19 protein-coding genes are annotated in these 23,990 nt (G+C 70.3%); 10 read left to right on the top strand and 9 right to left on the bottom strand.

Annotated elements, in window-relative coordinates; genetic code table 11:
• Window positions 1-25 precede the first annotated feature (25 nt).
• From AB0N66_RS12855 to AB0N66_RS12845, 3 genes are read left to right on the top strand one after another with little or no spacing between them, the layout of a single operon-like run.
• Window positions 26-1,591: a 4-coumarate--CoA ligase family protein gene (locus AB0N66_RS12855; protein ID WP_365432401.1), complete on the top strand. Its 1,566-nt coding sequence runs from the start codon at window positions 26-28 to the stop codon at window positions 1,589-1,591.
• Window positions 1,588-2,322, top strand: a complete 735-nt coding sequence (locus AB0N66_RS12850; RefSeq protein WP_365432398.1) for an enoyl-CoA hydratase family protein — start codon at window positions 1,588-1,590, stop codon at window positions 2,320-2,322. Before AB0N66_RS12855 ends, AB0N66_RS12850 begins: the two co-directional genes overlap by 4 nt.
• Window positions 2,310-2,966, top strand: a complete 657-nt coding sequence (locus AB0N66_RS12845; RefSeq protein WP_365432395.1) for a TetR/AcrR family transcriptional regulator — start codon at window positions 2,310-2,312, stop codon at window positions 2,964-2,966. The genes AB0N66_RS12850 and AB0N66_RS12845 overlap by 13 nt, the downstream gene beginning before the upstream one ends.
• Here AB0N66_RS12845 and pdxH read toward each other — a convergent pair.
• A complete protein-coding gene (pdxH, locus tag AB0N66_RS12840; protein WP_365432755.1) occupies window positions 2,956-3,594 on the bottom strand; it encodes a pyridoxamine 5'-phosphate oxidase in 639 nt (212 codons plus the stop codon). The genes AB0N66_RS12845 and pdxH overlap by 11 nt on opposite strands.
• 449 nt (window positions 3,595-4,043) lie before the next feature.
• Here pdxH and AB0N66_RS12835 point away from each other — a divergent pair, with 449 nt between their 5' ends.
• The gene (locus AB0N66_RS12835; RefSeq protein WP_365432392.1) at window positions 4,044-5,144 is read left to right on the top strand and encodes a citrate synthase 2; all 1,101 of its coding nucleotides are present in this window, start codon (window positions 4,044-4,046) and stop codon (window positions 5,142-5,144) included.
• 42 nt (window positions 5,145-5,186) lie between these two features.
• Here AB0N66_RS12835 and AB0N66_RS12830 read toward each other — a convergent pair whose 3' ends face one another.
• From AB0N66_RS12830 to AB0N66_RS12820, 3 genes are all read right to left on the bottom strand, one after another.
• Window positions 5,187-6,218: a 2-oxoglutarate and iron-dependent oxygenase domain-containing protein gene (locus tag AB0N66_RS12830; RefSeq protein WP_365432389.1), complete on the bottom strand. Its 1,032-nt coding sequence runs from the start codon at window positions 6,216-6,218 to the stop codon at window positions 5,187-5,189.
• Between the two features lie 515 nt (window positions 6,219-6,733).
• Window positions 6,734-8,086: an RNA-guided endonuclease IscB gene (gene iscB / locus AB0N66_RS12825; RefSeq protein ID WP_365432752.1), complete on the bottom strand. Its 1,353-nt coding sequence runs from the start codon at window positions 8,084-8,086 to the stop codon at window positions 6,734-6,736.
• A 530-nt stretch (window positions 8,087-8,616) separates the two neighbouring features.
• A complete protein-coding gene (locus tag AB0N66_RS12820) occupies window positions 8,617-9,210 on the bottom strand; it encodes a nucleotidyltransferase family protein (RefSeq protein ID WP_365432749.1) in 594 nt (197 codons plus the stop codon).
• Between the two features lie 176 nt (window positions 9,211-9,386).
• On the opposite strand from AB0N66_RS12820, the gene AB0N66_RS12815 reads away from it, so the two are divergent.
• A complete protein-coding gene (locus tag AB0N66_RS12815) occupies window positions 9,387-10,778 on the top strand; it encodes a PAS domain-containing protein (protein WP_365432386.1) in 1,392 nt (463 codons plus the stop codon).
• 137 nt (window positions 10,779-10,915) lie between these two features.
• On the opposite strand, the gene AB0N66_RS12810 is transcribed toward AB0N66_RS12815, so the two are convergent.
• Window positions 10,916-11,671 (bottom strand): SIS domain-containing protein, encoded by a 756-nt coding sequence (locus AB0N66_RS12810; protein WP_365432384.1) that lies wholly within the window; start codon window positions 11,669-11,671, stop codon window positions 10,916-10,918.
• Between the two features lie 362 nt (window positions 11,672-12,033).
• Between AB0N66_RS12810 and AB0N66_RS12805 the strand changes: the two genes are divergently transcribed.
• A complete protein-coding gene (locus AB0N66_RS12805) occupies window positions 12,034-12,726 on the top strand; it encodes a metal-dependent transcriptional regulator (RefSeq protein WP_365432381.1) in 693 nt (230 codons plus the stop codon).
• Between the two features lie 747 nt (window positions 12,727-13,473).
• Window positions 13,474-14,487: an alpha/beta hydrolase gene (locus AB0N66_RS12800; RefSeq protein ID WP_365432378.1), complete on the top strand. Its 1,014-nt coding sequence runs from the start codon at window positions 13,474-13,476 to the stop codon at window positions 14,485-14,487.
• A 141-nt stretch (window positions 14,488-14,628) separates the two neighbouring features.
• Here the strand turns inward: AB0N66_RS12800 and AB0N66_RS12795 are convergent, their stop codons facing one another.
• The 3 genes from AB0N66_RS12795 to AB0N66_RS12785 all read right to left on the bottom strand — a co-directional run bounded on the left by AB0N66_RS12795 (window position 14,629) and on the right by AB0N66_RS12785 (window position 17,828).
• Window positions 14,629-16,272, bottom strand: coding sequence for a transporter (locus AB0N66_RS12795; protein WP_365432375.1), 1,644 nt, complete (start codon window positions 16,270-16,272; stop codon window positions 14,629-14,631).
• Window positions 16,269-17,063, bottom strand: a complete 795-nt coding sequence (locus tag AB0N66_RS12790) for an ABC transporter ATP-binding protein (protein WP_365432372.1) — start codon at window positions 17,061-17,063, stop codon at window positions 16,269-16,271. Before AB0N66_RS12790 ends, AB0N66_RS12795 begins: the two co-directional genes overlap by 4 nt.
• Before the next feature lie 96 nt (window positions 17,064-17,159).
• Window positions 17,160-17,828 carry a bifunctional DNA primase/polymerase gene (locus AB0N66_RS12785; RefSeq protein ID WP_365432369.1) on the bottom strand — a complete coding sequence of 223 codons (669 nt, stop codon included), beginning with the start codon at window positions 17,826-17,828 and terminating at the stop codon, window positions 17,160-17,162.
• A 331-nt stretch (window positions 17,829-18,159) separates the two neighbouring features.
• On the opposite strand from AB0N66_RS12785, the gene AB0N66_RS12780 reads away from it, so the two are divergent.
• Both AB0N66_RS12780 and AB0N66_RS12775 read left to right on the top strand, forming a co-directional pair.
• On the top strand, window positions 18,160-19,545 hold the full coding sequence (locus AB0N66_RS12780) for a transcriptional regulator (RefSeq protein ID WP_365432366.1): 1,386 nt from the start codon (window positions 18,160-18,162) through the stop codon (window positions 19,543-19,545).
• Window positions 19,546-19,748: 203 nt separating this feature from the next.
• A complete protein-coding gene (locus AB0N66_RS12775) occupies window positions 19,749-21,773 on the top strand; it encodes a hypothetical protein (RefSeq protein WP_365432363.1) in 2,025 nt (674 codons plus the stop codon).
• A gap of 238 nt (window positions 21,774-22,011) precedes the next feature.
• Here the strand turns inward: AB0N66_RS12775 and AB0N66_RS12770 are convergent, their stop codons facing one another.
• A complete protein-coding gene (locus AB0N66_RS12770) occupies window positions 22,012-23,310 on the bottom strand; it encodes an ABC transporter substrate-binding protein (protein ID WP_365432360.1) in 1,299 nt (432 codons plus the stop codon).
• A gap of 117 nt (window positions 23,311-23,427) precedes the next feature.
• Here AB0N66_RS12770 and AB0N66_RS12765 point away from each other — a divergent pair, with 117 nt between their 5' ends.
• The gene (locus AB0N66_RS12765; protein WP_365432357.1) at window positions 23,428-23,928 is read left to right on the top strand and encodes a hypothetical protein; all 501 of its coding nucleotides are present in this window, start codon (window positions 23,428-23,430) and stop codon (window positions 23,926-23,928) included.
• Window positions 23,929-23,990 lie beyond the last annotated feature (62 nt).

The following is a 23,990-nucleotide window of genomic DNA, read 5'->3' as shown; positions in this document are numbered from 1 at the left end:
CGCCCAGTCGTCGCCAGGAGGCACCGTGTTCCGCAGCCAGTACGAAGACGTTCCGGCCGTCGAGGAACCCATCCACGACGCGGTCCTCGGCCACGCCGCCGAGCGCGGTGAGACACCCGCGCTCATCGACGGGGTCGACGGCACCACGCTCACCTACGGCCAACTCGACGTGTTCCACCGCCGGCTGGCCGCCGGGTTCGCCGAAGCGGGCGTCAGCAAGGGCGACGTACTGGCCCTGCACAGCCCGAACACCATCGCCTTCCCGACGGCGTTCTACGCGGCCACGCGCGCGGGGGCATCGGTCACGACCGTGCACCCGCTCGCCACGCCCGAGGAGTTCGCCAAGCAGCTGCGCGACTGCGCCGCGAGCTGGATCGTGACCGTCTCGCCCCTCCTGGAGTCGGCACGCCAGGCCGCCGAACTCGCGGGCGGCGTACGGGAGATCTTCGTCTGCGACCAGGCGCCCGGCCACCGCTCGCTGATGGACCTGCTGGAATCCGAGGCGCCCGAACCGCAGATCGACATCGACCCGGTGGAGGACATCGCGGCCCTCCCGTACTCCTCGGGCACCACCGGCATCCCCAAAGGCGTGATGCTCACCCACCGGTCCATCGCCACCAACCTCGCGCAGCTCTGGCAGTCCGTGCCGATGGGCCCCGGCGACCGCATCCTCGCGGTGTTGCCCTTCTTCCACGTCTACGGGCTGACGGCCCTCATGAACGCGCCCCTCAAGCATGGCGCCACGGTCGTCGTGCTGCCCCGCTTCGACCTCGAAACCTTCCTCGCGGCCATCCAGAAGCACCACATCAACGCCCTGTACGTGGCCCCGCCGATCGTCCTCGCCCTCGCGAAGCACCCGGCCGTCGCGCAGTACGACCTGTCGTCCCTGAAGTACATCATCAGCTCGGCGGCCCCCCTGGACGCCGCCCTGGCCGCCGCCTGTTCACGGCGGCTCGGCCTGCCGCCCATCGGCCAGGCATACGGCATGACAGAACTGTCGCCCGGTGCCCTCGTCGTCCCCCTGGACGCCGAGAACCCGCCCCCCGGGACCGTCGGCAAACTCATCGCCGGCACGGAGATGCGCATCGTGTCCCTGGACGACCCCTCCGAGGACCTGGAGGTCGGCGAGGCGGGCGAGATCGCCATCCGCGGACCCCAGGTCATGAAGGGCTATCTGGGGCAGCCCGAAGCCACCGCCGCGATGATCGACCCGGACGGCTGGCTGTACACCGGAGACGTCGGCTACGTGGACGACGACGGCTGGCTCTTCGTCATCGACCGCGTCAAGGAACTCATCAAGTACAAGGGCTTCCAGGTCGCCCCCGCCGAACTCGAAGCCCTGCTGCTCACCCACCCCGGCATAGCCGACGCCGCCGTCATCGGCGTCTACAACGAGGACAAGAACGAGGTCCCGCGCGCGTACGTGGTGCGCCAGCCGTCCGCCCCCGACCTCTCCGAAGGAGAGGTCATGATGTACGTCGCCGAACGCGTCGCCCCCTACAAGAGGGTCCGCGAGGTCGCGTTCATCGAGGGCGTGCCGCGAGCGGCTTCGGGCAAGATCCTGCGCCGCCAACTCCGGGAGCTCCAGTGACCCTTGTGCACACGGCGCACGACCGCGCCGTCACCACCCTCACCCTCGACTCACCCGGTAACCGCAACGCCCTGTCGGCCGCACTCGTGGGCGAACTCGCGGACGCCCTCACACACTGCGGCAAGGACAGCGACGTACGCGCGATCGTCCTCACCCACACCGGAAACACCTTCAGTGCGGGCGCCGACCTACGCGACCCGCCGCGCCCGGACGCCCTCGTCGGACTGCTGCGGCAGCTCGTCGAACTGCCCAAACCCGTGGTGGCCCGGGTGACCGGACACGTACGTGCGGGCGGCCTCGGCCTGCTCGGCGCCTGCGACATCGCGGCCGCTTCCCTGGACGCCACCTTCGCCTTCACGGAAGTACGCATCGGCGTCGCCCCCGCCGTCATCTCCCTCCCCCTCCTGCCCCGCGCCGACCCCCGCGCCCTCGCCCGCTACTACCTCACCGGCGAACGCTTCGACGCCACCGAGGCCGTACGCACCGGGCTCCTCACGGCGGCCGGCGACGACGTCGACGTAACCCTGGCGCCCGTCCTCGACGGACTGCGCCGGTCCTCCCCGCAAGGCCTCGCCGAGACGAAGTCGCTGCTCACGGCTAAGGTGCTGGAGGCCTTCGACCGGGACGCGGCCGACCTGACCGCGCTCTCGGCCCGGCTGTTCTCCTCCGCGCAGGCTCGCGAGGGAATGACGGCCTTCCTCGAACGACGGGATCCCGCATGGGTGGTGTGACCGCCACGGACAGTGCACCGGAGGGCGCGAGAGAGGCCGCCGTACGTCCGCCGCACGTCCCCAAACAGGACCGCAGCCGGGCCACCCGGCAGCGGCTCCTGGCAGCCGCCGTGGCCTGCCTCGCCGAACACGGCTGGGCGGGCTCCACGGTCTCCGTCGTCGCCGAACGCGCCGGCGTCTCCCGGGGCGCCGCCCAACACCACTTCCCGACCCGCGAGGACCTCTTCACAGCGGCCGTCGAGTACGTCGCCGAGGAACGCTCCACAGCCCTGCGCGCCCTCTTCCCGCAGGGCGCCGCCGACCGCCGCGAGGTGGTCGCCGCCCTCGTCGACCTCTACACCGGCCCCCTCTTCCGCGCCGCCCTCCACCTCTGGGTCGCCGCCTCCAACGAGGAACAACTCCGCCCCAGGGTCACGGAACTGGAAGCCCGCGTCGGCCGCGAGACCCACCGGATAGCGGTGGAACTGCTCGCCGCGGACGAGTCCCACCCGGGCGCACGGGAGACCGTCCAAGGCCTCCTCGACATGGCCCGAGGCCTCGGCCTCGCCAACCTGCTCACCGACGACGGGGGGCGGCGGGAGCGGGTGGTCGCGCAGTGGGCCGTACTACTGGAGGAGGCGCTCGGGACCGGGTTCAGGGACTGAGCCGCTCCACCTTCCAGCTGCCGTCCGCCTCCGCCACGTACCGCAGCCGGTCGTGCAGCCGGTTCTCGCGGCCCTGCCAGAACTCGACCGTCTGCGGGGCGATCCGGAAACCGCCCCAGTTCGGGGGCACCGGGACCTGCTCGCCCTCCGGGTAACGGGCGCTCAACTCCGCGTACGAGGCGTCCAGTTCAGCGCGGGAGTCGATCACCGAGGACTGGACACTGGCCCACGCGCCGAGCTGGGAACCGTGCGGCCGGGTCCGGAAGTACGCGGCCGTCTCGTCACGTCCGGTACGCCGCGCCGTGCCCGTGACGATGACCTGGCGGGCCATCGAGTGCCACGGGAAGAGCAGCGAGACGTACGGGTTGGCGGCCAGGTCGCGCGCCTTGCGGGACTCGTAGTTGGTGTAGAAGACGAAGCCCTGCTCGTCGTACTGCTTCAGCAGCACCGTGCGCGAGCTGGGCCGGCCCTCCGCGTCCGCGGTGGAGACGACCATGGCGTTGGGTTCGTACACCGCACCCCGCGCCGCGCCGCGCACGGCCTGACCGAACCAGCGCGCGAACTGTTCCATGGGGTGGGCGGCCAGCTCGGTCTCGGCGACTCCCTCGGCCCGGTACTGCTCGCGCATCGCGGCGGGGTCGAGAGCGGGGTCGACGGTGGGATCGAGGGGACGATCGAGGGCGGGGTCACGGTCGTTCACATGGGCATCCTGCCGTATCCGCGCCCATGCACGGCGGGAGTGCGGTGAATTGCCGGAGGCACGTGCATGGCACCCTGCGTGGCACTGAGTGCCGCGCACTCTCCCCAAAGGTGGCACTCAGAGATATCGTGCTGGTGTCGCAACGGTCGGGTGACCGCCGACCGCATGGGGCATCACCGAGGTGACGTACAGGACCGCGAGTCCACGAGGAGACCGCGGAACCAGACGTATGTCACTCATCGCAGACATATGGTCGCGAGAGCCACCAAGCCGCCCAAGCAATCCAAGCAACCCATCAAGTACTCGTCCATCAAGTACTCGCCCATAAAGCACTCGCCCGTAAATCATTCGTCGCACACATCATGAGGAGCCGCCTGATGTCCGACTTCGTACCCGGACTCGAGGGAGTCGTCGCTTTCGAGACGGAGATCGCCGAACCGGACAAGGAGGGCGGCGCTCTCCGGTACCGGGGCGTCGACATCGAGGATCTGGTCGGCCACGTCTCCTTCGGAAACGTCTGGGGACTTCTCGTCGACGGAGCCTTCAACCCCGGCCTGCCGCCCGCCGAGCCGTTCCCGATCCCCGTCCACTCCGGCGACATCCGCGTCGACGTACAGTCCGCGCTGGCGATGCTCGCCCCCGTGTGGGGCCTGCGCCCCCTCCTCGACATCGACGAGCGGCAGGCCCGCGAGGACCTCGCCCGCGCCGCCGTCATGGCCCTGTCGTACGTCGCCCAGTCCGCCCGCGGCCAGGGCAACGCCATGGTCCCGCAGCGCGAGATCGACAAGGCGCAGTCCGTCGTGGAGCGCTTCATGATCCGCTGGCGCGGCGAGCCGGACCCCAAGCACGTCGCAGCGGTCGACGCCTACTGGACGTCCGCCGCCGAACACGGCATGAACGCCTCCACCTTCACCGCCCGCGTCATCGCCTCCACCGGCGCGGACGTGGCCGCGGCCCTCTCCGGAGCCGTGGGCGCCATGTCAGGACCGCTGCACGGCGGCGCCCCCTCCCGCGTCCTCGGCATGATCGAGGAGATCGAACGCACCGGCGACGCCGACGGCTATGTCAGGCAGGCCCTCGACAAGGGCGAACGCCTCATGGGCTTCGGCCACCGCGTCTACCGCGCCGAGGACCCACGCGCGCGCGTGCTCCGCCGCACCGCCCGCGACCTCGGAGCCCCCCGCTTCGAGATCGCCGAAGCCCTGGAGAAGGCCGCCCTCGCCGAACTCCACGCCCGCCGCCCGGACCGCGTCCTGGCTACGAACGTCGAGTTCTGGGCCGCCATCGTCCTCGACTTCGCCGAGGTCCCGGCGCACATGTTCACCTCGATGTTCACCTGCGCCCGCACCGCCGGCTGGTCCGCGCACATCCTGGAACAGAAGCGCACGGGACGACTCGTACGCCCCTCCGCCCGCTATGTGGGCCCCAGCACCCGCGGCCCCCGGGAGATCGCGGGCTACGAGGACATCTCGCACTGAACCCTGTGCCGTACGCCACCCTGTGCCGTACGCCGCCGGTCATCACGCGGGAGTGAGCAGCCCCGCGTGATGACGGGCGGCGACCAGCGGATGCGCCCGCAGCTTCCCCTTCAGCTCGTTGAAGCCGTACTCCGCGAAGAGCGGATTCGCCGGATCCGTCGTCACGCCGGGCGCGGCGGACGCGTGCGGGAAGGGCAGCGGTTCGATACGGGCGTCGAGGCGCGGATTGTAGAAGAACGGCACCGAGAACCGCTCGGTGGCACCGGCCGGACTCATCACCCGGTGATTGGTGGCCAGCAGATACCCATCGGTGGCCACCTCGAGCAGCTCACCCAGATTCACCACGAACGCTCCCGGAAGCGGGGGCACATCATGGAAGAGCCCGTCGTCCCGCCGCACCTCGAGCCCCCCGACCCGGTCCTGGAGCAGCAGCGTCAGGAACCCGTAGTCCTTGTGCGCGCCCACCCCCTGATCACCGCCGTCACCGGCGCTCCCCGGATACCGCACCAGCTTCAGATGCGGATACGCGCGCGAACCGAAGACGGGCTCGTAGAAGTCGGCGGGCGCCCCGATCGCGGCCAGCAGCTCCCGCAACAGCCGCGCCGCGACATCACTCAGCCGCTCGATCCACGCCAGCGCGGCCACCCGCAGCTCCGGCAGCGCGTCCGGCCACTGATTGGGCCCCTCCAACCACCAGTACGCCGGCTCACCCGCCCCAGGTGTCCGGGCGGCGCGCTCCGCCCCGATGTCGAGCTGGTCCCGCCAGTCCCGGCTGCCTCCCGTGAGCTCGTCTCCCGTACGCGTATACCCGCGGAAGTGCGGCGAGTTGACGTTGTCCAGCGCGAGCCGATCGGCCTCCGGAAGCGCGAAGAAACGCCGCATCGCGCGCAACAGGGCATTGGTCTCACCCGCGCTCACCCCGTGCCCGACGAGCTGGAAGAACCCCACGTCATGAGCGGCGCTGTGCAGCTGCGCGTGCAGCAGCCCACGCGCCTGCGGCCCGCGATCGGCGGCCGACAGATCAATGATCGGAAGCTGCTGGTACTGGAAGGAGGACGTGTTCGTCGTCGTCATGGTGTGCGTCCGCAGGGAGTACGGCTGCCCGGGCACGGCCGCCAGAAAACGGGGTCGGGGCCCACGGGTGCCAAGCGAAAAAGGAAGAGGAAGAGGAAGAGGGAGAGGCCTAGGTCAGACGGAACCCGGACACCCCATGCTCGTGACGCGGACGAAGTCCACGTGGCGGCGTCGAACGAGCATCGGAAGCATGGCCTCAGAGTACTGCGAACCCCCCGATTTGCAGGTGCCTGTGCTCACACGCCCACAGAACGCAGACGACCCGCGAGCTCTGGTCCCTCCGCCTCACGGCGAAGGAGCCGGCCGGACTTACCGGCGAGCCCGCGGGTCGGGTGACTGCTGGAGATTGGGCCGGCTGCACGCACACTTCACGCGCTGGTCCGGCACCGCACTGGGTGTGGTGACGGGCTACTAGCCCGCAGCCACCTCGCTTGTCCGGTTGTCATACATCTACCGGATCACCTCCTCTTCTGTCTCTAGCGTGCCGCCCACTTTAGGAACCGATCGAACACGGCTCAACCGGTTTTTCGAAAAGGTTGTGGCAGGAGTTCTCGCCGGGTGGAGTATCCGTATCCGTCGCCCCGCTGCACGAGTCGTAGGTTCCAGTGGGAGACGTTGAAGCGGCCCGCCGGTGTTGTGAGACTGTGCTGCCCTCTGGCTCGTACGGAGATACGCCCCGTCCATGTGCCTGTCCACTTGCCGGAGGGCACGTTGGCACGTACGAGATCTCCAGTGACATACCCGAAGTGCTGCTTCACCCGGGCCCGGCTGAGGCGGGGGAACCCAAACCGGTCTGGAGTGGTGCGGGCGTAAGAGCCGCGCCCGGTGGCTTTGGCGACGAGGACACCTTCCGGAAACCGGACGATTGCGTCGCCGTCCTCGTGATTCAGGCGTCCGACGGACAGGGCGTCCAGGGTGTGAGTCTTGTTGAGCCCCATAGCCGTGCGGTTCCACTTGGTGCGGCCACCCGACCATGTGTGGACTGGTCTCCCTAGTTGTTCCAGTGCCGCTGTGAGCCGCCAGCGGGTCGTGTTCATGACTGCGGCGTCATGGAGTGGCGTCTTGACCTGCTGAAGGATCTTCGCGAGGCGATCGGGCCGGTCGGCCAGGAAGACGGCGACGGGCGTGCTGCCTTTGGCCTGGTTGCAGGGAACGCAGGCGAGGACGAGGTTCGAGATGCGGCCGGAGCCGCCACGACTCCGGGGCCGGAGGTGGTCGATATTCAGCGGTACGCCGGTCGCGTCGCAGTAGGCGCAGGCTCGGTTCCACTTGGCGTGGAGGTAGGCACGGGCTTCGGTTCCGGCGAGCGTGCCCTGTTGGTACTCCGCTCCGGTGAGGTGCTTTCCCGCGCTCATGGAGTGCGTGTCGAAGGCGGCGCTCTCTACGTGGATCTCGGTGATGGGTGCGTATCGACACATGCGCTTCGCCAGGGACAGAGTCGTGTCGACGCGATGGCGCAGCGAGGGAGGCAGCCAGCCTTCTGGGTGGGTGCGGTTGTCTGAACGGGGTTGTCGGTAGCGGCAGTTGGCCGACCGTCGCCTGTTTCGGTATCCGGCGCGCTGCTGCATGCACATGTGGATCTGGTCGCCCCGGTGCTGGAGCTCGATGGAGACCAGTCCGCGCCTTAGGGTGACAGTGGCACCGCGCGCGTTGGTCTCTTTCTTCTCGTCGGTGAGGGCGAGACCTGTGCCTTTGGAACCGGGGTCGATGCGTAACTGCACGCCGTCGACTTCCGATTCGGCGAGCGTTCGGTCTCTCAGCCGGATGGTGAAGGGGATCTGCCGTGCGACCACGGCCCGCCCCTTGCCGAGGAGCTCGCGTGCGCGGGCGGGGTGGCAGGGCATCAGAGGCTGTCCTTCCTTGGACAGGACGAAGACCCTGCTTGCGCCGATGTCACCCGCGTAGGTGTGCTCGTCCGGGGGAACGTCACCGTTCCCGTTCTCTGCCGTCTCCGCTCCCGAAGGAGCGGTTTCGGCGTGACGCCGACGGGTTCTGGTGCCGTGCCCGTCGGTCTCCCCTCGCCCATGTTCCCTGCCGGCGCCCCGCGCGGTGGCGGGGTGTCCGTGAGCCGTTTCGTCCCTGCTCCCAGGGGTGTCTGCTCCCACGGATTCCAGAGCCTGGCGCTGAGGAAGCACGCCAGGGTGGGTCTGCTGGCCTACAGGAAACGTAGCCATCGAGGGCACCTCCCTGATCTTGCGGATCGTGATGACTTGGGCTGGTCACTCGGCCTGTCCGTCACACGGCACAGGCTTCGGCTTGCGGCCGAGGAGCGAGTGACCTCCTTTCATAGCGTGAATATGACGCTAGCGATCAAGCGCCCGTGGGGAGCCGAACGCCTCCGGAAACGCCCATCCGTGCGAATATTTCCAATTCTCCGAACGCGCAGCCGACCTTGCTGCTACCCAGGCCACTCCAGCACCCGCAATTCAGGCCACTCCTGCCGCCACCGCTCCGCCTTGGTCTCGTACACCGCCCGGGGTGCGAGAACCGGATTGGGCCGGATCACAAGGTTGAACACGTCGGCCAGCCCATGCGGGGCATAGACCCGCCACCGCCCGTCTGCTTCCAGTCGCACCCCGAGGCAGCATGTCGTGGACGCGAAGGAGTCGATCGCGGACTCGACGGAGTCGTGGGGTGGGCAAGCGACGCCGAATTTCTGCTCGTACCAGAGGTGGACGCGGGCTTCGTTGCGGATCTCGACGTCGGCAGGAAGGTCGGCGAAGGCGGCCCGTCCGGTCCGGATCGCCGCGTCCTCGGCCTCCCATGACAGGTCCGTGTCGTCGAAGTAGAAGACGTCGTAGTCCTTGATGCCGTGGGTCGGGGGCCTGCCCGTGACGACGTTCCAGACTGTTTGGAACAGGCAGCCTGCCGTCAGGTACCACTGGGGGAGATCGAGGGCTGCGGTGCGTTCGAGGATCCGTAGGAGTGTGGTGTTCCGCGAGAGGACCGTTTGCAGGGCGCCGAGCTGGGCGTCCAGGGGCAGGCGGGCGATCGTCGGGGATGGCCCTTGCGGCTGGTCACCGGGCGGGCAGGGCGGAAATGCGGCGTACAACGATTTCGTCCAATCTTTGGGGAACCCGGTGTGGGCTGGGTCACGTTCGAGTTGAATGATGGTGAGTGTGCGAACTGTCGCGTCGTACGTGCGGACGCAGCCTGCAGGGGGTCCAGGTGAGTGCTTCCCGGCGTAGTGGGACCACCGATGAGCTGGGGCCGGATGAGCCCGAGCGGGATGGTTCGGATCTTCTTGCCGCGCTGTTGGACGGGATGGACGCGGCGCTCTGTGCGTTTGACGCCGATGGGGTCGTGACGCACTGGAATCGTGAGGCCGAGCGGATTCTCGGGTGGACGGCCGCCGAGGCCGTGGGGCGGCAGGGATTCGCCGGGTGGGCCGTGCGGACCGCCGACGCGGAAGAGGTCGAGGGGCGGCTGTTGTCCGCCATGGAGGCGCCCGGCCGACAGGTGAACGAGTTCGCCCTGCTGACCAAGGACGGCGGGCGGGTGCTCGTACGGACCCAGTCGGCTGCCGTGCGCGGGCCCGACGGGAAGCCCGCCGGGGTGTACTGCGCCTTCAGCGAGGTGCACGCGCAGATCGATCTGGAGCGGTCCATCGCCCTGAGCGAGGCGTTGTTCGAGGACGCCAGCTGGGGTGTGGTGCTCGTGGACGCGGATCTGCGCCCCGCTGTCGTGAACGCGCACGCTGCTCGGGCGCTCGGGATCGGGCGTACGGCGGTTCTCGGTCGGCCGCTGGGGGAGTTGCTCTCGCAGGGCGTCGAGGAGTTGGAGAGCGCGCTCACACATGTGCTGGCCGAGGGCGCGCCGCCCGCTCCCGCCGAGATGTGGGTGAGCGTGCGGACACAGGAGGGCGAGACGCGGCGGTGCTGGCGGAGCGGCTTCCTGCGGCTCTCCTCGCCGCTCACGGAGGAACCCGTCCCGCTGGGTGTGGGGTGGCTCTTCCAGGACGTGACCGAGGCCAAGCAGACCGAGCAGGAGGCGGCGCTGCTGCGATTCCGGGCCAACCAGCTGCACCGGGCCGCGCGGGCGGCGGCCGAGTGCGAGGACCCGGGCGAGGCGGCCACCGTACATCTGGATTTCTCGCTCGCCGGGTTCGCCGATCATGCGCTGGTCGACCGGGTGGCGGGTGGTTCGGTGCGGGACGGCGAGGGGCCTGTGCGGCTCGTACGGGCCGCCGCCACGCCCTCCGGGGCGCCGGGGCCGAGCATGCCGGGCGGTAAGGCCGGACTGCCGGTGCGGTACGCGCACGGGCATCCGGCGTTGCAGTGCGTGGAGCGGGCCGGGTCGGTGCGGGCGAGTGCGCGGGAGTCCGAGCCCACGCGGGCGCGGGAGTGGGCCGTGACACGGCAGTGGCCGCCGGATTCGGTGCACGCGCTGTGCGCGGTACTGCGCAGCCGGGGGCGGACGCTGGGTGTCGTGACGTTTCTGCGGGGTGCGGGGCGCAGCCAGTTCGAGCGCACGGACGCGACGTACGCGGAGGATGTGGCTGTACGGATCGCGATGGCGCTGGATCTGGAGGATCTGCGGGACCAGGCGGGGCGCGCCTGAAGCGGGACCCAGGCAGGGCGCCTGAAAGGCGGGGGCGGGGGCTTCCCGGGAGGCCCGGCGCCCGTCGGTTCAGTGCCGGTATCGGTTCAGTGCCGGTATCGGTTCAGTGCCGGCGTCGGTTCAGTGCGGGCGTCGGTTCAGTGCCGGTAGAAGATCCGGTCCCCGTACTCCGTCATCACCCGGGTGTTCCACTCGGGGCCGCCGTCCACGTTGCCGGAGCGCAGCAGCGGGGGCTCGATGCCGCGGTCGGCCAGGGCGCCCGCCGCGGTGGCCATGACGGCCTGGAGGAGAGCCGAGGTGACGACCGTGGAGGCTGGGGCGAAGGGTGCCTCGATGGTGTCCACGGTGAGTTCCGCGTCGCCGACCGGGATCCTCGAGTCGAGGACGATGTCGCAGTGGTCCTTCAGGTAGGTCCCCGACGCGTGCCGGGACTTCGTCTCCGTCGTGTAGGCGACGGAGGTCACGCCGATGACCTTGAGGCCGAGGGTGCGGGCGCTCATGGCCATCTCGACGGGGAGCGCGTTGCGGCCGGAGAGGGAGATGATCACGAGTACGTCGCCGGAGCGGGCCGGGCTGGATTCCAGGACGACGGTCGCCAGGCCGTCGACCCGTTCCAGGGCCGAGCCCAGGGTCGCCGGCATGACGTCGACGCCTACGACGCCCGGTACGACGAGCAGGTTCATCAGGGCGAGGCCGCCCGCGCGGTAGACGACGTCCTGGGCGGCGAGTGAGGAGTGTCCGGCGCCGAACGCGAAGAGGCGTCCGCCGGCGGCGACGGTGTCGGCGATCAGGGTCCCGGCCGCCTCGATCTCGCCGGCGTCCGCGTCCCGCACCTGTTGCAGCCGACCGATCGCGGCGTCGAAGAACTGCCCGGCCAGCTTGCTTTCGCTCATCGGCTAAGCCCCTTCGAAGTGTCGCGATGTCTCGCGAAGTCGCGCCGGCGTCGACGTGTCGCGGATCACGGTGCGGTCTGGACCAGCGCGCTGTCAATACGGCGGGCGATACGGCAGGCGATACGGCGGGCAATACGGCGGGCAGTATGTTCGGCAGTACGGCGGAGGGCTTGCGGGTGGCTTGTATACGGGGTTTTCGCCCGCGGGTGCCTACCCGCCCGGGAGTGCGCGTAGGCACTTGAAACCAGGTGGTTTCAACGGCGAGGCACGCTTGTCAGTGGTATGCGTCAGAATTGAGTCCAGGGCCAGCGCACAAGCCGGTGAGCCACGGAGCCTCCGGCAGAGCTAATCGAGGGGCACACATGTCCGGACTGATCGACACCACGGAGATGTATCTCCGCACCATCCTCGAGCTGGAGGAGGAAGGCGTCGTTCCCATGCGCGCCCGGATCGCGGAGCGGCTGGACCAGAGCGGGCCGACGGTCAGCCAGACGGTGGCACGGATGGAGCGCGACGGTCTGGTGGCGGTCGCCAGCGACCGGCACCTGGAGTTCACCGACGAGGGGCGGCGGCTGGCCACGCGTGTCATGCGCAAGCACCGGCTCGCGGAGTGCCTCCTGGTCGACGTGATCGGTCTGGAGTGGGAGCAGGTGCACGCCGAGGCGTGTCGCTGGGAGCACGTGATGAGTGAGGCCGTGGAGCGCCGGGTGCTGGAGCTCCTGCGCCACCCGACGGAGTCGCCGTACGGCAACCCGATCCCGGGTCTGGAGGAGCTGGGCGAGAAGGACAGCGCCGATCCGTTCCTGGACGAGGGCATGGTGTCGCTGGCGGAGCTGGACCCGGGTGTCGACGGCAAGACCGTGGTCGTACGGCGTATCGGCGAGCCGATCCAGACGGACGCGCAGTTGATGTACACGCTGCGGCGGGCGGGCGTGCAGCCCGGCTCTGTCGTGAGCGTGACGGAGTCCGCGGGTGGGGTCCTGGTGGGCAGTGGTGGCGAGGCCGCGGAGCTGGAGGCGGAGGTCGCCTCCCACGTGTTCGTCGCCAAGCGCTGAGGTGTTTGTCGGCGGCCGCTGACGCACGCACTGACGCATGCCCTCACGCGTGCACTGGCGCATGCCCTGAACGCATGCGCCCTGGCAGGACCGCGTCCGTCGCCCACTGTCGGTGTGTCAACTCCCGCGGTCACAGAGGCAGTTGTGACGCCGGTGTGACCTCACCGAAACCAAGATTCAGTGTGCGGAATCGCAGCGCTGGGACCATTTGCGTGCGAGGCTGTCGCGTGAGGCATATGACCTGAGAGCTCTTGACCGTGTCCGAGAGCGAGGGCGCGCGGTCGGGGAGGGGGCGGAAGGATGTGCCGTAGACGTGGAGAGGGCCCCGGCACCGAATGGCGCCGGGGCCTGTCCTCCCCTGTACTGACCCGGAGCCCCGAGCTCCCAGGGTCATTCCCTTCGGACCGGCTTCCCCGAGCGGCCCGCCCCCCGCTGAAGATCTCCCCTCGGCGTCGGCGGCCAATCCTTGAGATGGGTCACTCGAATGAGGGGTGTTGCGCCCGAGAAGGGCATTCTCGAATCCTCATTCGATAACGTGACGGCATATCCGGGGTACCAGGAGCACACGTAGATCGGGAGCCGACAGCAGCCGGTAGCAATCAGCACCAGCCGGCGGCAATCCAGTGCAAGCGGGCAGCAGAAGCAGCAGGAGCAGCGGTACGACAGCGGTAGGAATCGGTACGGGTGGACCGGTCGGCTCGAGCGGGAGCGAGGCGGTCCGAGCGAGCTAGGGGGGTGCCATTACCTGTGGTGCGGCGCATCGACGTGACGGGAGCGGGGGGCGTACGCCTGGCCGCCTGGGAGTTCGCCGATCCTCCCAAGCCCAAGGCGGATCCCTCCAGGACCGACCATCCCAGGATCGCCCCTCCCAGGTCCGAGACCGGGGCGGAGACCGGGGCGGAGGCTGAGATCGCGACCGGGGCTGAGACCGCGGCGGGGGCTGAGACCAGGACCGGGCCTGAGATCGGAGCCGGGTCCGAGGAGGTCTCCCGTGCGCCCGGCGTGCTCTTACTGCACGGCCTGATGGGCCGCGCCTCCCACTGGGCGTCGACCGCCCGCTGGCTCTCCGAACGACACCGCGCCGTCGCGCTCGACCAGCGCGGCCACGGCCAGAGCGACAAGCCGCCGGAGGCCGCCTACACCCGCGAGGCGTACGTCGAGGACGCCGAGGCCGCTCTCGAACAGCTCGGCCTCGCCCCGGCCGTCCTCATCGGCCATGCCATGGGCGCCCTGACCGCCTGGCAGCTCGCCGCCAAGCGCCCCGATCTCGTCTGCGGCCTGATCATCTGCGACATGCGGGCGTCTGCGCTGGGCGCCGCCTCGCAGCGCGAGTGGGAGGACTGGTTCAAGGCCTGGCCCGTCCCCTTCGCCACGCTCGCCGACGTACGCAAGTGGTTCGGCGAGGACGACCCCTGGGTGGAGCGCCCCAACCCGTCCCGCGGCGAGTTCTACGCCGAGGTGATGCACGAGTCGGGCGACGGCTGGCGCCCGGTCTTCGAACCCGCGCAGATGCTCAAGTCCCGCCAGACCTGGGTGTACGACGCCCACTGGGAGGAACTCACGCAGGTCCGTTGCCCCGCTCTGGTGGTACGGGGTCTCGACGGCGAGCTCGGCCGGGCCGAGTCCCAGGAGATGGTCCGCGTCCTGCCGAACGGCCAGTACGCGGAGGTGGCCGAGGCAGGCCACCTCGTGCACTACGACCAGCCGGACGCGTGGCGCGGGGCGATCGAACCGTTCCTTGACGGGGTTCTCACCGGCTAGCCGGTGCCTGCCCGGCCCCTTCGCTGACCGCCGCGGCCGGAAACTCGGAGTGAGCTGATGGCCGACGGTCCGCTCCGGTCCGCTCCGCCCCGCTCCGCCCCGCCCCGCTCCGTTCCGTTCCGGTCCGGTCCGTTCCGGCGGTCAGCCCTTGCTGACCGCCACCAGGATCTCCGGCAGTCGCCCCGCCGTCCGCGGCGCCGCCATCCGCAGCCCTGCCACCGTGAGCAGGGCTCCGTACGCGGCGCCGAACGGCAGCAGCAGCCACGTCCACTCGTTCCCGTCCGCGGACACGTTCAGCCAGATCGTCAGGACGATGACGGGGGCGCACAGCAGGGCCGCCGCGACCATGCCGCCGAAGATCGCGATCCAGGCGAGTCCGGCCTGCCCGGGGGCCACGTTCTTGTAGCCCTCCTGGGGGATCGAGTACGGGAAGCGGGCCGACGACCACGCACCGGTCGCCAGCATCGCGCCGAGCAGCGCGAAGGAGAGGCCGAGCGCCTCGGGCAGTTTGGGCCAGTCGCCGAGCAGTGCGGTCGTCAGGACGGTCACGAGGGCCGTGTACGGGAGGGTGATCAGCAGCAGCGCGAGCGCGCGCCCGCGCAGTTCGACGTACGCGTCGCGCGTGGACGAGATCGTCATGGCGACCATCCAGAACGCGGACGTGTCCTGTCCGAACTGGTTGTACATCTGGATCCCGAGCATCCCGGCCGCGAAGCAGGCGAAGTAGATCGAGCCGGTGCCCTGCAGGGCGTTGAACACGGGCACGATCAGTCCGATGGCGAGTGAGGTCACCCACGCCGCCTTGGTCTTCGGGTCGCGCCACACGTACCGCAGGCTGCGCTCCATGACGGTCCCGGTGCGGCCGGTCGGCAGCAGTCGGCTCAGGCCCGAGGATCCCCGTTCCCGCGCCGCCGGCTCCGCCGCCTGCAGGGTCGACCCGTCCGGCGAGGTCATCAGCCGGGTCAGGTGGTGGGACCAGAGTGCCAGCAGCCCCACCAACGTGGCCGCGCTCAAGGCAAGTTGGGCGACCCCGATCCCGTACGACCGCTCACTCACCGAATGCACCGCACCGATCGCGGAGGCGGGCGGCACCCAGCTCAGCACATCGCCCACCGCGTCGAGCTCGGAGAGCCCGCCGGACGAATTGAGCCGCTGCGCACCGAAGTTGACCACCTGCGCGCCGACCGCGATGACCAGGCCGCTCAGCACGGCGAGGTCACGGCCCCTGCGGCTGGTCAGCAGGCGGATGTTGGCGGCGGCGACGGCGCGCGCGAGAGCCACGCAGACGAGGAGCCCGAGGACCACGGCGACGACGGCGGTGACGTACGCCGCCGCGCCGTGCGCCACGGCGATCACGGATCCGACGAGCAGGCACAGCGTGAACAGCGGCCCGATGCCGACGAGTGAGGCCGCGAGCAGCGCCCGTACCAGCGGGTGTGGCCGCAGCGGCAGCATCACCAGGCGGGTCGGGTCGAGCGTCTCGTCGCCGCTGGGGAAGAACAGTGGCATCACGGTCCAGCCGAGTGCCAGGAGCGCCAGGAGAAGTACGGCGACGGCGGTGGCGTGCGCGTTCCCGCGCAGGGCGATCAGGCCGAGCAGTTGGAGGGCGGCGAAGAGGAGGACGAGGACGGCGGAGGCGACGTACGCGGCCCGTCGTCCGCCCGACTGCCGCAGTCCGTTGCGCAGGAGCGACAGCTTCAGTCGTACGACGACGGGGGTGATCGACGTGGCGGAGACAGCGGCGTTGGTGATCGAGGCGGCGGGTGCGCCGGTCTTCGCGCTCATCGTGCTCCGCCGCCCAGCCAGTCCAGGTCGGCACCGGCGGCGCGGCTGTTCGCGCCGACCAGTTCCAGGAAGGCCTGTTGGAGGGAGGGGGCGCTGCCGACTACGTCCGCCAGCGGGCCGTGCGCGCGGATCCGCCCCGCGGCCATGACGGCGACCCAGTCGCACAGCGACTCGACCAGTTCCATGACGTGGGAGGAGAAGACGACGGTGGCGCCCGATCCCGTGTACCGCTCCAGGACGCCGCGGATGGTCTGCGCGGAGACCGGGTCGACGCCCTCGAACGGCTCGTCGAGGAAGAGGACTTCGGGGTTGTGGAGGAGGGCGCAGGCCAGACCGATCTTCTTGCGCATGCCCGTGGAGTAGTCGACGACGAGTTTGTGCTGGGCGCCCGCGAGGTCGAGTACGTCCAGGAGTTGGGTGGCGCGCTTGTCGACCTCTGCGCCGGGCAGGCCTCGCAACCGGCCGGTGTAGCCGAGGAGTTCGCGCCCGGAGAGCCGCTCGAAGAGCCGGAGCCCCTCGGGCAGGACACCGATCCGAGCCTTCACCTCCACCGGGTCGCTCCACACATCACGCCCGACGACCTCGACGGTGCCCTGGTCGGGCCTGAGCAGCCCGGTCACCATCGAGAGGGTGGTGGTCTTCCCGGCCCCGTTCGGCCCGACGAGTCCGATGAACTGCCCCGCCGGCAGCTCCAGATCGATCCCGGCGACAGCGACCTGCTCCCCGAACCGCTTCCAGAGCCCTCGCACGCGTACGGCGGGCACGACGGCGCCTGCTGATCCCTGGGTCATGGAAGCACCCTAAGGGCCAACTCCCTGCTTTTAGGGGCGCGGGGAACTGCGCGACCAGCCACAGCGAGCCCGCAGTCGAAGAACGACCTGCGGGAGCTATCGGCGGCCTTCTCGCCCGCAGGCGTAAGCGAGGGGCGAGATCAACTCTTCGGCATCAGGCAGCCACCGATTCGCGGGGGTGGGCCGACAGGCCCACTGCACAGCCCCCCGCGACCCGAACCGCGTAGGCGGCGCCGCAACATACGCTCCCTCGCCCAGCGCGACCAGATCGAGGGACGCCGCCGGCCAGCCCGCCTTCCGCACCAGGTCGGGGACTTTCGCGGAGGCGCCCGGAAGCACGAAGAAGTGCATGCGCCGGTCCGGGGTGCAGGTGACGGGCCCGAGGGTCAGCTCCATGCGCTCCATGCGGGCGAGGGCGAGGAACCCGGCGGTCTCGGGCACGTCGATCGCGTCGAACGTACGCCCGGTGGGCAGCAGGATCGATGCCGTGGGGTGCTTCGCCCACAGCCGGCGCGCGACGGTCGCACTGCCCGTGGCCTGCGTCGCCCAGTCCTCACGCGCCGGATGCGCGCCGGGCGCGGGGCACGCCGCATCGCCGCAGGAGCAGTGATGCACCCCGTCGACTGCTTCCAGCCAGGTGCCGGGGAACACGTCCCAGTGGCGCTCCTCGGCATAGCGCACGGCGGTGTCCTGCAGCGATTCGCCGCGCTGCTTGGGGATCTGGGCGGTCTCGGTGCCTGCGATGGTCTCGTCCACGTGGAACACAACTCCCGCGTCCACCTCGGGTTACGGGGGACGCGCGCGCGGGGGAGGGGCATCGATTCCGCATGTGGGGCGCATGGATGCATGGGTGGGGGCGCGCATGGGGAATCGCGGCGGGGGCTGGGTAACCACGTGAGGGGTTGGGCCACGGCCTTTACCCCGGCAATCCTCACATGTCTCGCATCTTCGCTGTGTCTGCGGGGCATTGATCTTCATGGCCGAGTTCTTTCGCTGTTCCTGTTCTTTCGCTCTTCCTTTCCTGAGTTCGGCCGCTGAGGACACGTCAACTCGGTGCGTGGACAGGCATCGCAGCACAGCCACAGGGGGTACGCCAATGGCCGCAAGGCCGCTCGTCGCGCGGCAGCCGAACGAACGACTGCAGGCGCTCATCCAGGAAGCGGGTTGCTCGAACGCCGGGCTGGCCCGCAGGGTCAACATGTGCGGCGCGGAGCACGGTCTCGATCTGCGGTACGACAAGACGTCCGTGGCGCGCTGGCTGCGCGGACAGCAGCCGCGTGGGCGGGCTCCGGCGATCATCGCCGAGGCGCTCGGCCGCAAGCTGGGCCGTACGGTCACGATCGACGAGATCGGCATGGCGAACGGCAAGAACCTCGCGTCCGGTGTCGGTCTCCAGTTCTCGCCGACCGTGCTGGGGGCCATCGAGCAGGTCTGTGAGCTGTGGCGCAGTGATGTGGGCCGCAGGGACTTCCTCTCCGGCTCGTCGGTCGCCGCCTCCGCGCTCGTCGAGCCCAGCCGCGACTGGCTGATCTCCTCGCCGGACTCCCAGGTGGCGCGTTCGGCGGGCCCGCGGGTCGGGGTGTCGGATGTCGCGGCGGTCCGCGCGATGACCCAGGCGCTGGTGGACCTGGACCATCAGTACGGCAGCGGGCATGTACGCCCGGTCGTCGTCCACTACCTGAACAGCGTGGTCTCCGGGCTGCTCGCGGGCTCCTACCGGGAGGCGGTCGGCCGTGAACTGTTCGCCGCCGTATCCCGGTTGACGGAACTCGCGGGCTACATGGCCATCGACACCGGCCAGCCGGGCCTCGCCCAGCGCTACTACATCCAGGCGCTGCGGCTCGCCCAGGCGGCCGGGGACCGGGCGTATGGCGGGTACGTACTGGCCGCGTCCATGAGCCACTTGGCGGCGCAGCTCGGCAACCCGCGCGAGATCGCGCAGTTGGCGCGCGCGGCGCAGGAAGGGGCGCGCGGGCGGGTGACTCCGCGCGCGGAGTCGATGTTCCACGCCGCCGAGGCGCGCGGGCACGCGCTGCTGGGCGACACGCGTGCCGCCCAGGCGGCGTCGGGACGGGCCGTCAGTGCCCTGGAGGCGGCCGACTCGGCCTCCGGGGACGACCCGACGTGGATCGCGCACTTCGACGAGGCCTATCTGGCCGATGAGTTGGCGCACTGCCACCGGGACCTCGGCCAGGCGGAGGCTGCCGCGCGCTACGCGGAGGAGTCCCTCGCCGGGCTTCCCGAGTCGAAGGCCAGGCGGCGCGCGATCGGCTATGTACTACTGGCCACCGCGCAGGTCCAGCAGCGCGAGATCGAGCAGGCGTGCCACACCGGGCTGCGCGCCGTCGAGTTGCTCGGCACGCTGCGTTCCAACCGGGGCGCCGAATACCTGGAGGACTTCCAGCAACGCCTGGAGCCGTATCAGGACGAGCCGGTGGTACGGGAGTTCGGGGCACGCATGGATTTGCAGGCGGCTGCGTGAACGACGTTCGCAGGTCCGGGGCGTGAACGCACGGGAAACGATCAAGGGCGTTGTGGGGAGGGGAAGATACACCGCGATGGGGTGCGGTTTTGTTACTGCGGTCACAGGGTAGGGCTCTCGCTCTGTGCTGCGTGGCATCGGGTTGTGGGGACCCGGTAGCGTGAGCCGATGATTCCGAAGGTCCCCCATTCGTAGGAGTCCCGGTGACGCAGAGTGGACAGGGCGAAGAGCCTTCGTCGCGACCCGCGCGCGAAGGCATCGTGCTGCCCTCCGACGGCGGTGCGCCCCTGCTGCCAGGTACGACGGGCGACCGTACGACCCCGGCGGGCGGCCAGGCCTGGGACCGGCCGTGGGGTCCAGATCAGCAGGCCGCGCCCGCCCCGCAGCCGGAACAGCAGCCTGACCCGGGATGGGGAGCGCCGGTGAACGGTACCCAGACCTGGGGAGCCGCCCAGTCGGGCGCCCCCGCCCCGGAGTGGGGCACTCCCGACGCGACCCAGGGCTGGATTCCCCCGGAACCGAGGCCGGGCTGGGGCGACAGCCCGGCCCAGCCGCCGCCTGGCCCTGGTGCGTACGGGGCTCAGGAGCAGTCTGGTGCGTACGGGGCTCAGGAGCAGTCTGGTGCGTACGGGGCGCAGGAACTGCCTGGTGCGTATGGGGATCAGGAGTTGCCGGGTTCGCAGGGGGCTCAGCAGCCGCAGGGCTTCGCGCCGCGGTCGGCGCCCGGCGCCGGGCCGTTGCCGCCGGAGGGTGCGTCCGGTCCGTCGTACGGGGGCGCTCAAGCTCCGTCGTACGGGGGCGTGTCGGCACCTTCGTACGAGGGTCATGACGGCGGCGTAGCGCAGGGGCACGGTGGATACGGTGCCGCAGGGGCCTCGTCGCCGTCTGCGCCCTCATCGTCCTTGCCGCCCGCCGCGCAGCCGTTGCCGCCGGAGGGCGCGGGCGTGGGAATGGGTGTGGCGGGTGTGCCGCTGCCGCCCGCCGCCCCGGAAGGTGCGACCCAGTACATACCGCACATTCCACCCGCTCCGGCCGCCGACGAGGGTGCGACGCAGTACATACCGCACATCCCGCCCGCCGCCTCCGCGCCCGACGAGGGTGCCACCCAGTACATCCCCCCGGTCGGCCCAGGGGCGCTGCCGCCCGAGGTGCAGGCCGGCGCCACCCAGTTCCTTGGGCGACAGTCGCAGGGGGGCGCAGGACCGTTGCCTCCCGCCGAGCACCCGGACGCTCAGGCCACGCAGTACATCGCTCCGGTTCCCGCGCAGCCGGGCGGGGCGCCGCCGTACGGGATACGTCCGGGCGAGCCGGAGGACCGGCAGCCGCCGGCGGAGTTCGACAACCTGTTCCGCAGCGAGCCGGAGGGGCCCCCGGGGACGCAGCAGTTGCCGCGGTTCGACCCGTCGGCGCCGCACGGCGCACAGGCCCCGCAGGGGGCACCCGCACCGTACGGGGCACAAGCTCCAGGCGCGTACGGCGCGCAGGGCCCGGGCGGGTACGCCGGGCAAGCCCCGGGTGGGCCCGGAGCGCCGGGCGGACGGGCCGCCGCACGGCGCGCGGGCGCGAATGACGGCGGTGGCGGTGGCGGCCGCGGGGGACGCAGCGGTTCGCGTGTCCCCCTGATCGCCGCGGTCGGCATCGGCATCGCCGTGCTCGGCATCGGTGCCGGCGCCATGCTCAGCAGCGGCGGAGGCGACGACAGCGAGGACAACAGCACGACCGTGTCGGCGACGGCTCCCGCCACGGACGGCTCGGCGTCGGCGTCCGCCGACTCGGCCAAGGCGCAGGCCGTCGAGCTGGACAAGCTTCTCGCGGACGCCAACGCCAGCCGCGACTCGGTGATCAACGCCGTGGCGGACGTGACGGCGTGCAAGAACCTGGGCCAGGCGGCCAGTGATCTGCGGGACGCGGCCAATCAGCGGGGCGAGCTGGTCACCCGGCTCGACGCCCTCGCGCTGGACCAACTCCCGAACCACGCCGAGCTGACGACCCAGCTCACCAACGGCTGGAAGGCCTCCGAGTCGGCCGACAACCACTACGCGGCCTGGGCCGACCAGGCGGCCGGCAAGAAGGGCTGCAAGGACGGCCGGGCCGTCGGCACGGGCCAGAGCCAGGCGGGCAACGCGGACAGCGGCACGGCGAGCACGGCAAAGGAGAAGGCCGCGAAGCTGTGGAACTCCATCGCGTCGACGTACGGACTGACGGAGCGCACGCGAACCCAGCTGTGAGTCCTGGTCCGCGTTGATTCGCGTTCGCGCTGATCCGCGCCGGCCCGGGACCGGTTGGCGCCAGTGTGTGCCGCCGGCCGGGGGCCGGCCCCGCAGCCGGTGCGGGGCCGGTGCGGGATCGGTCATCGGCCGGCGCGGACGAACAGACCCGGGCCAGGTCCTGTCCGGCGGATCAGGTCCTGGGCCAGCCCTTGGTCAGCCGTAGGCCAGCCCTATGTCACCCCCGCCTGTTCTAGTCCTAGTCCGCGCTCTCCAGCGTCTTCGACATGTTGACGAACCCCTTGCGCGCCGCCGCCAGTTGGCCCTTGCGGACGACCTGGAAGGTGACGTCGGCGTTGACGAGGCGGGGGAAATCGACGGCCGCGATCATGTCCTCGAAACGCCAGCTGAGGGTAGGGGTGAGGCCGCCGGTGGTCACCTTGAGGCCGTCGTCGAGGGCCCGCCGGATCGTGAGCGCGGACACCTCGCCCTCGCCGAGCGACTCGACGGTCTTCTTCAGCACGGTGTACGCGATCCAGGTGGTCTGCACTCCCGCGTCCGCGGGGTCGACCCGGTTGTCGTCGAAGGCGTGCTCCGTGATCACCTTGCGCATCGCGTCCCAGCTCGGGTCGCTCGCGGGCGGGTACCAGCCGGTGACGTACGCGCCTTCGTACGGGCTCGACGCGCCGCCGGTGGAGTTGATGACCGACTGGTCGACGCTGCCGAGGATCGTGCCGACGCCCACCTTCGAGTAGTCCTCGCGGTCGCGCCGGAAGGAGTCCATGAAGGTGTCCGTACGGTCGCCGAGCGCGGGCACCACGCAACCGTCCTCGAGCGGGTCGGAGGTCGCGGTCTCCAGGGCCGTCTGCGTCTGACGCGAGTACTCGGTCGCGTCGTCGGCGGCCCGCTGGTCGATGGCGGACGAGTGGGCCGCCGCCTTCAGGCCGGAGTCGAGGAGTACCGGGAGCTCGTCACCGGCGATGGTGTCCGGACGTATGAGCGATACCGGACCGCAGGTCTTGCCGAGCTGCTCGCCGAGGCCTGCCAGCAGCGCGGGCTCCCCGCCGTTGACGGGGTAGGACAGGGGACTGGTGAACTCGTCGTCGGTGACGCCGTAGCCGCCGATGTACGGGATGCCCGCGCCCTCCAGCGGGGCGAGGAAGGAGCGGCCGTGCTGGCTGTAGGAGCCGACGACCGCGACGACGTTCTCCTTGACGGCGCGCCGGGCGCAGCCGGCGGCGTCCACGCTGTCGTTGTGGTCGTTGCAGGTGAGGATGTTGAGCTTGTGGCCGTTGATGCCGCCCTGGCTGTTGACCCAGCGGGCGTAGGCCTTCGCCATGGCGGGCATGCCGGGCTTGTTGGTCGCGGCGGTGTCCTCGGGCGCCCACGTCATGACGGTGATGGAGCCATCCCCGGAGCCCCCCGAGACACCAGGGATGACCCCACACCCGACGGCGACCGACGCACACGCCACCAGCGCGCCCGCGGACAGCAGCGTGGCCTTGAGAGGCCGGGGGAGGACGGGAGAGGAGGTGCGCGTGCGTCGCCTGCCGGTCATGGACATGCACGATTCCGTCACATCAATAACCCAGGAGTGACCGGTGGTCGACATGAGGTGACTCAGAGGTGAATTACAGGGGTGGATGATCTGTTTTTCGCAAGGAACGTACGATCGGTGACCGTGCAAGGTTCGGAGAACTCTTCCCGTCGCGGCCGTCGCTCCTCCACCATGGGCGACATGCCACTGAACGACATGCCGTGGTGGCGCTGGCGCAGCAATGTGCGCTCCGCGCTGCACATGCTTTCCGACACCGACTTCCAGCGGGGCGTCTGGCTCGCGGGCGTCGAAGGGTACGGGGACGTCACCGACGCCGTGTACCGCCTGGTCGAGGACACCTGGCTGGACAACTGGTCCGCCGAGAAATACGTCGGCACGATCTTCCGGGACTCCCAGGAGGCCGCGCTCGTCGACACCGCCGTGCTCCGCGTCCTGCGGATCATGCACCAGGTGGGACCCGACGCCCTCGTCTCCGCCTACCTCGACCACCCGGGCTGGCCGGACGCCGTGGGCGCCGCGCGCGCCGCGCACGTGCGCCTCGCGGTGAGCGATGGGGAGGACCCCGACATTCCACCGCGCACGCTTGAGGTGCTGAAGATCCTTACGCGGTCGGCGTAGGCCCGCGCGGTCCTGCGGTCCTGCGGTCCTGCGGTCCTGCGGTCCTGCGGTCCGCCGGCGGA

This window comes from Streptomyces sp. NPDC093544, assembly GCF_040683495.1.
In the GTDB taxonomy this organism is placed as follows: Bacteria; Actinomycetota; Actinomycetes; order Streptomycetales; family Streptomycetaceae; genus Streptomyces.
Note: the sequence above shows the minus strand (reverse complement) of the source record. Positions and strands in the feature narration are given on the sequence as shown.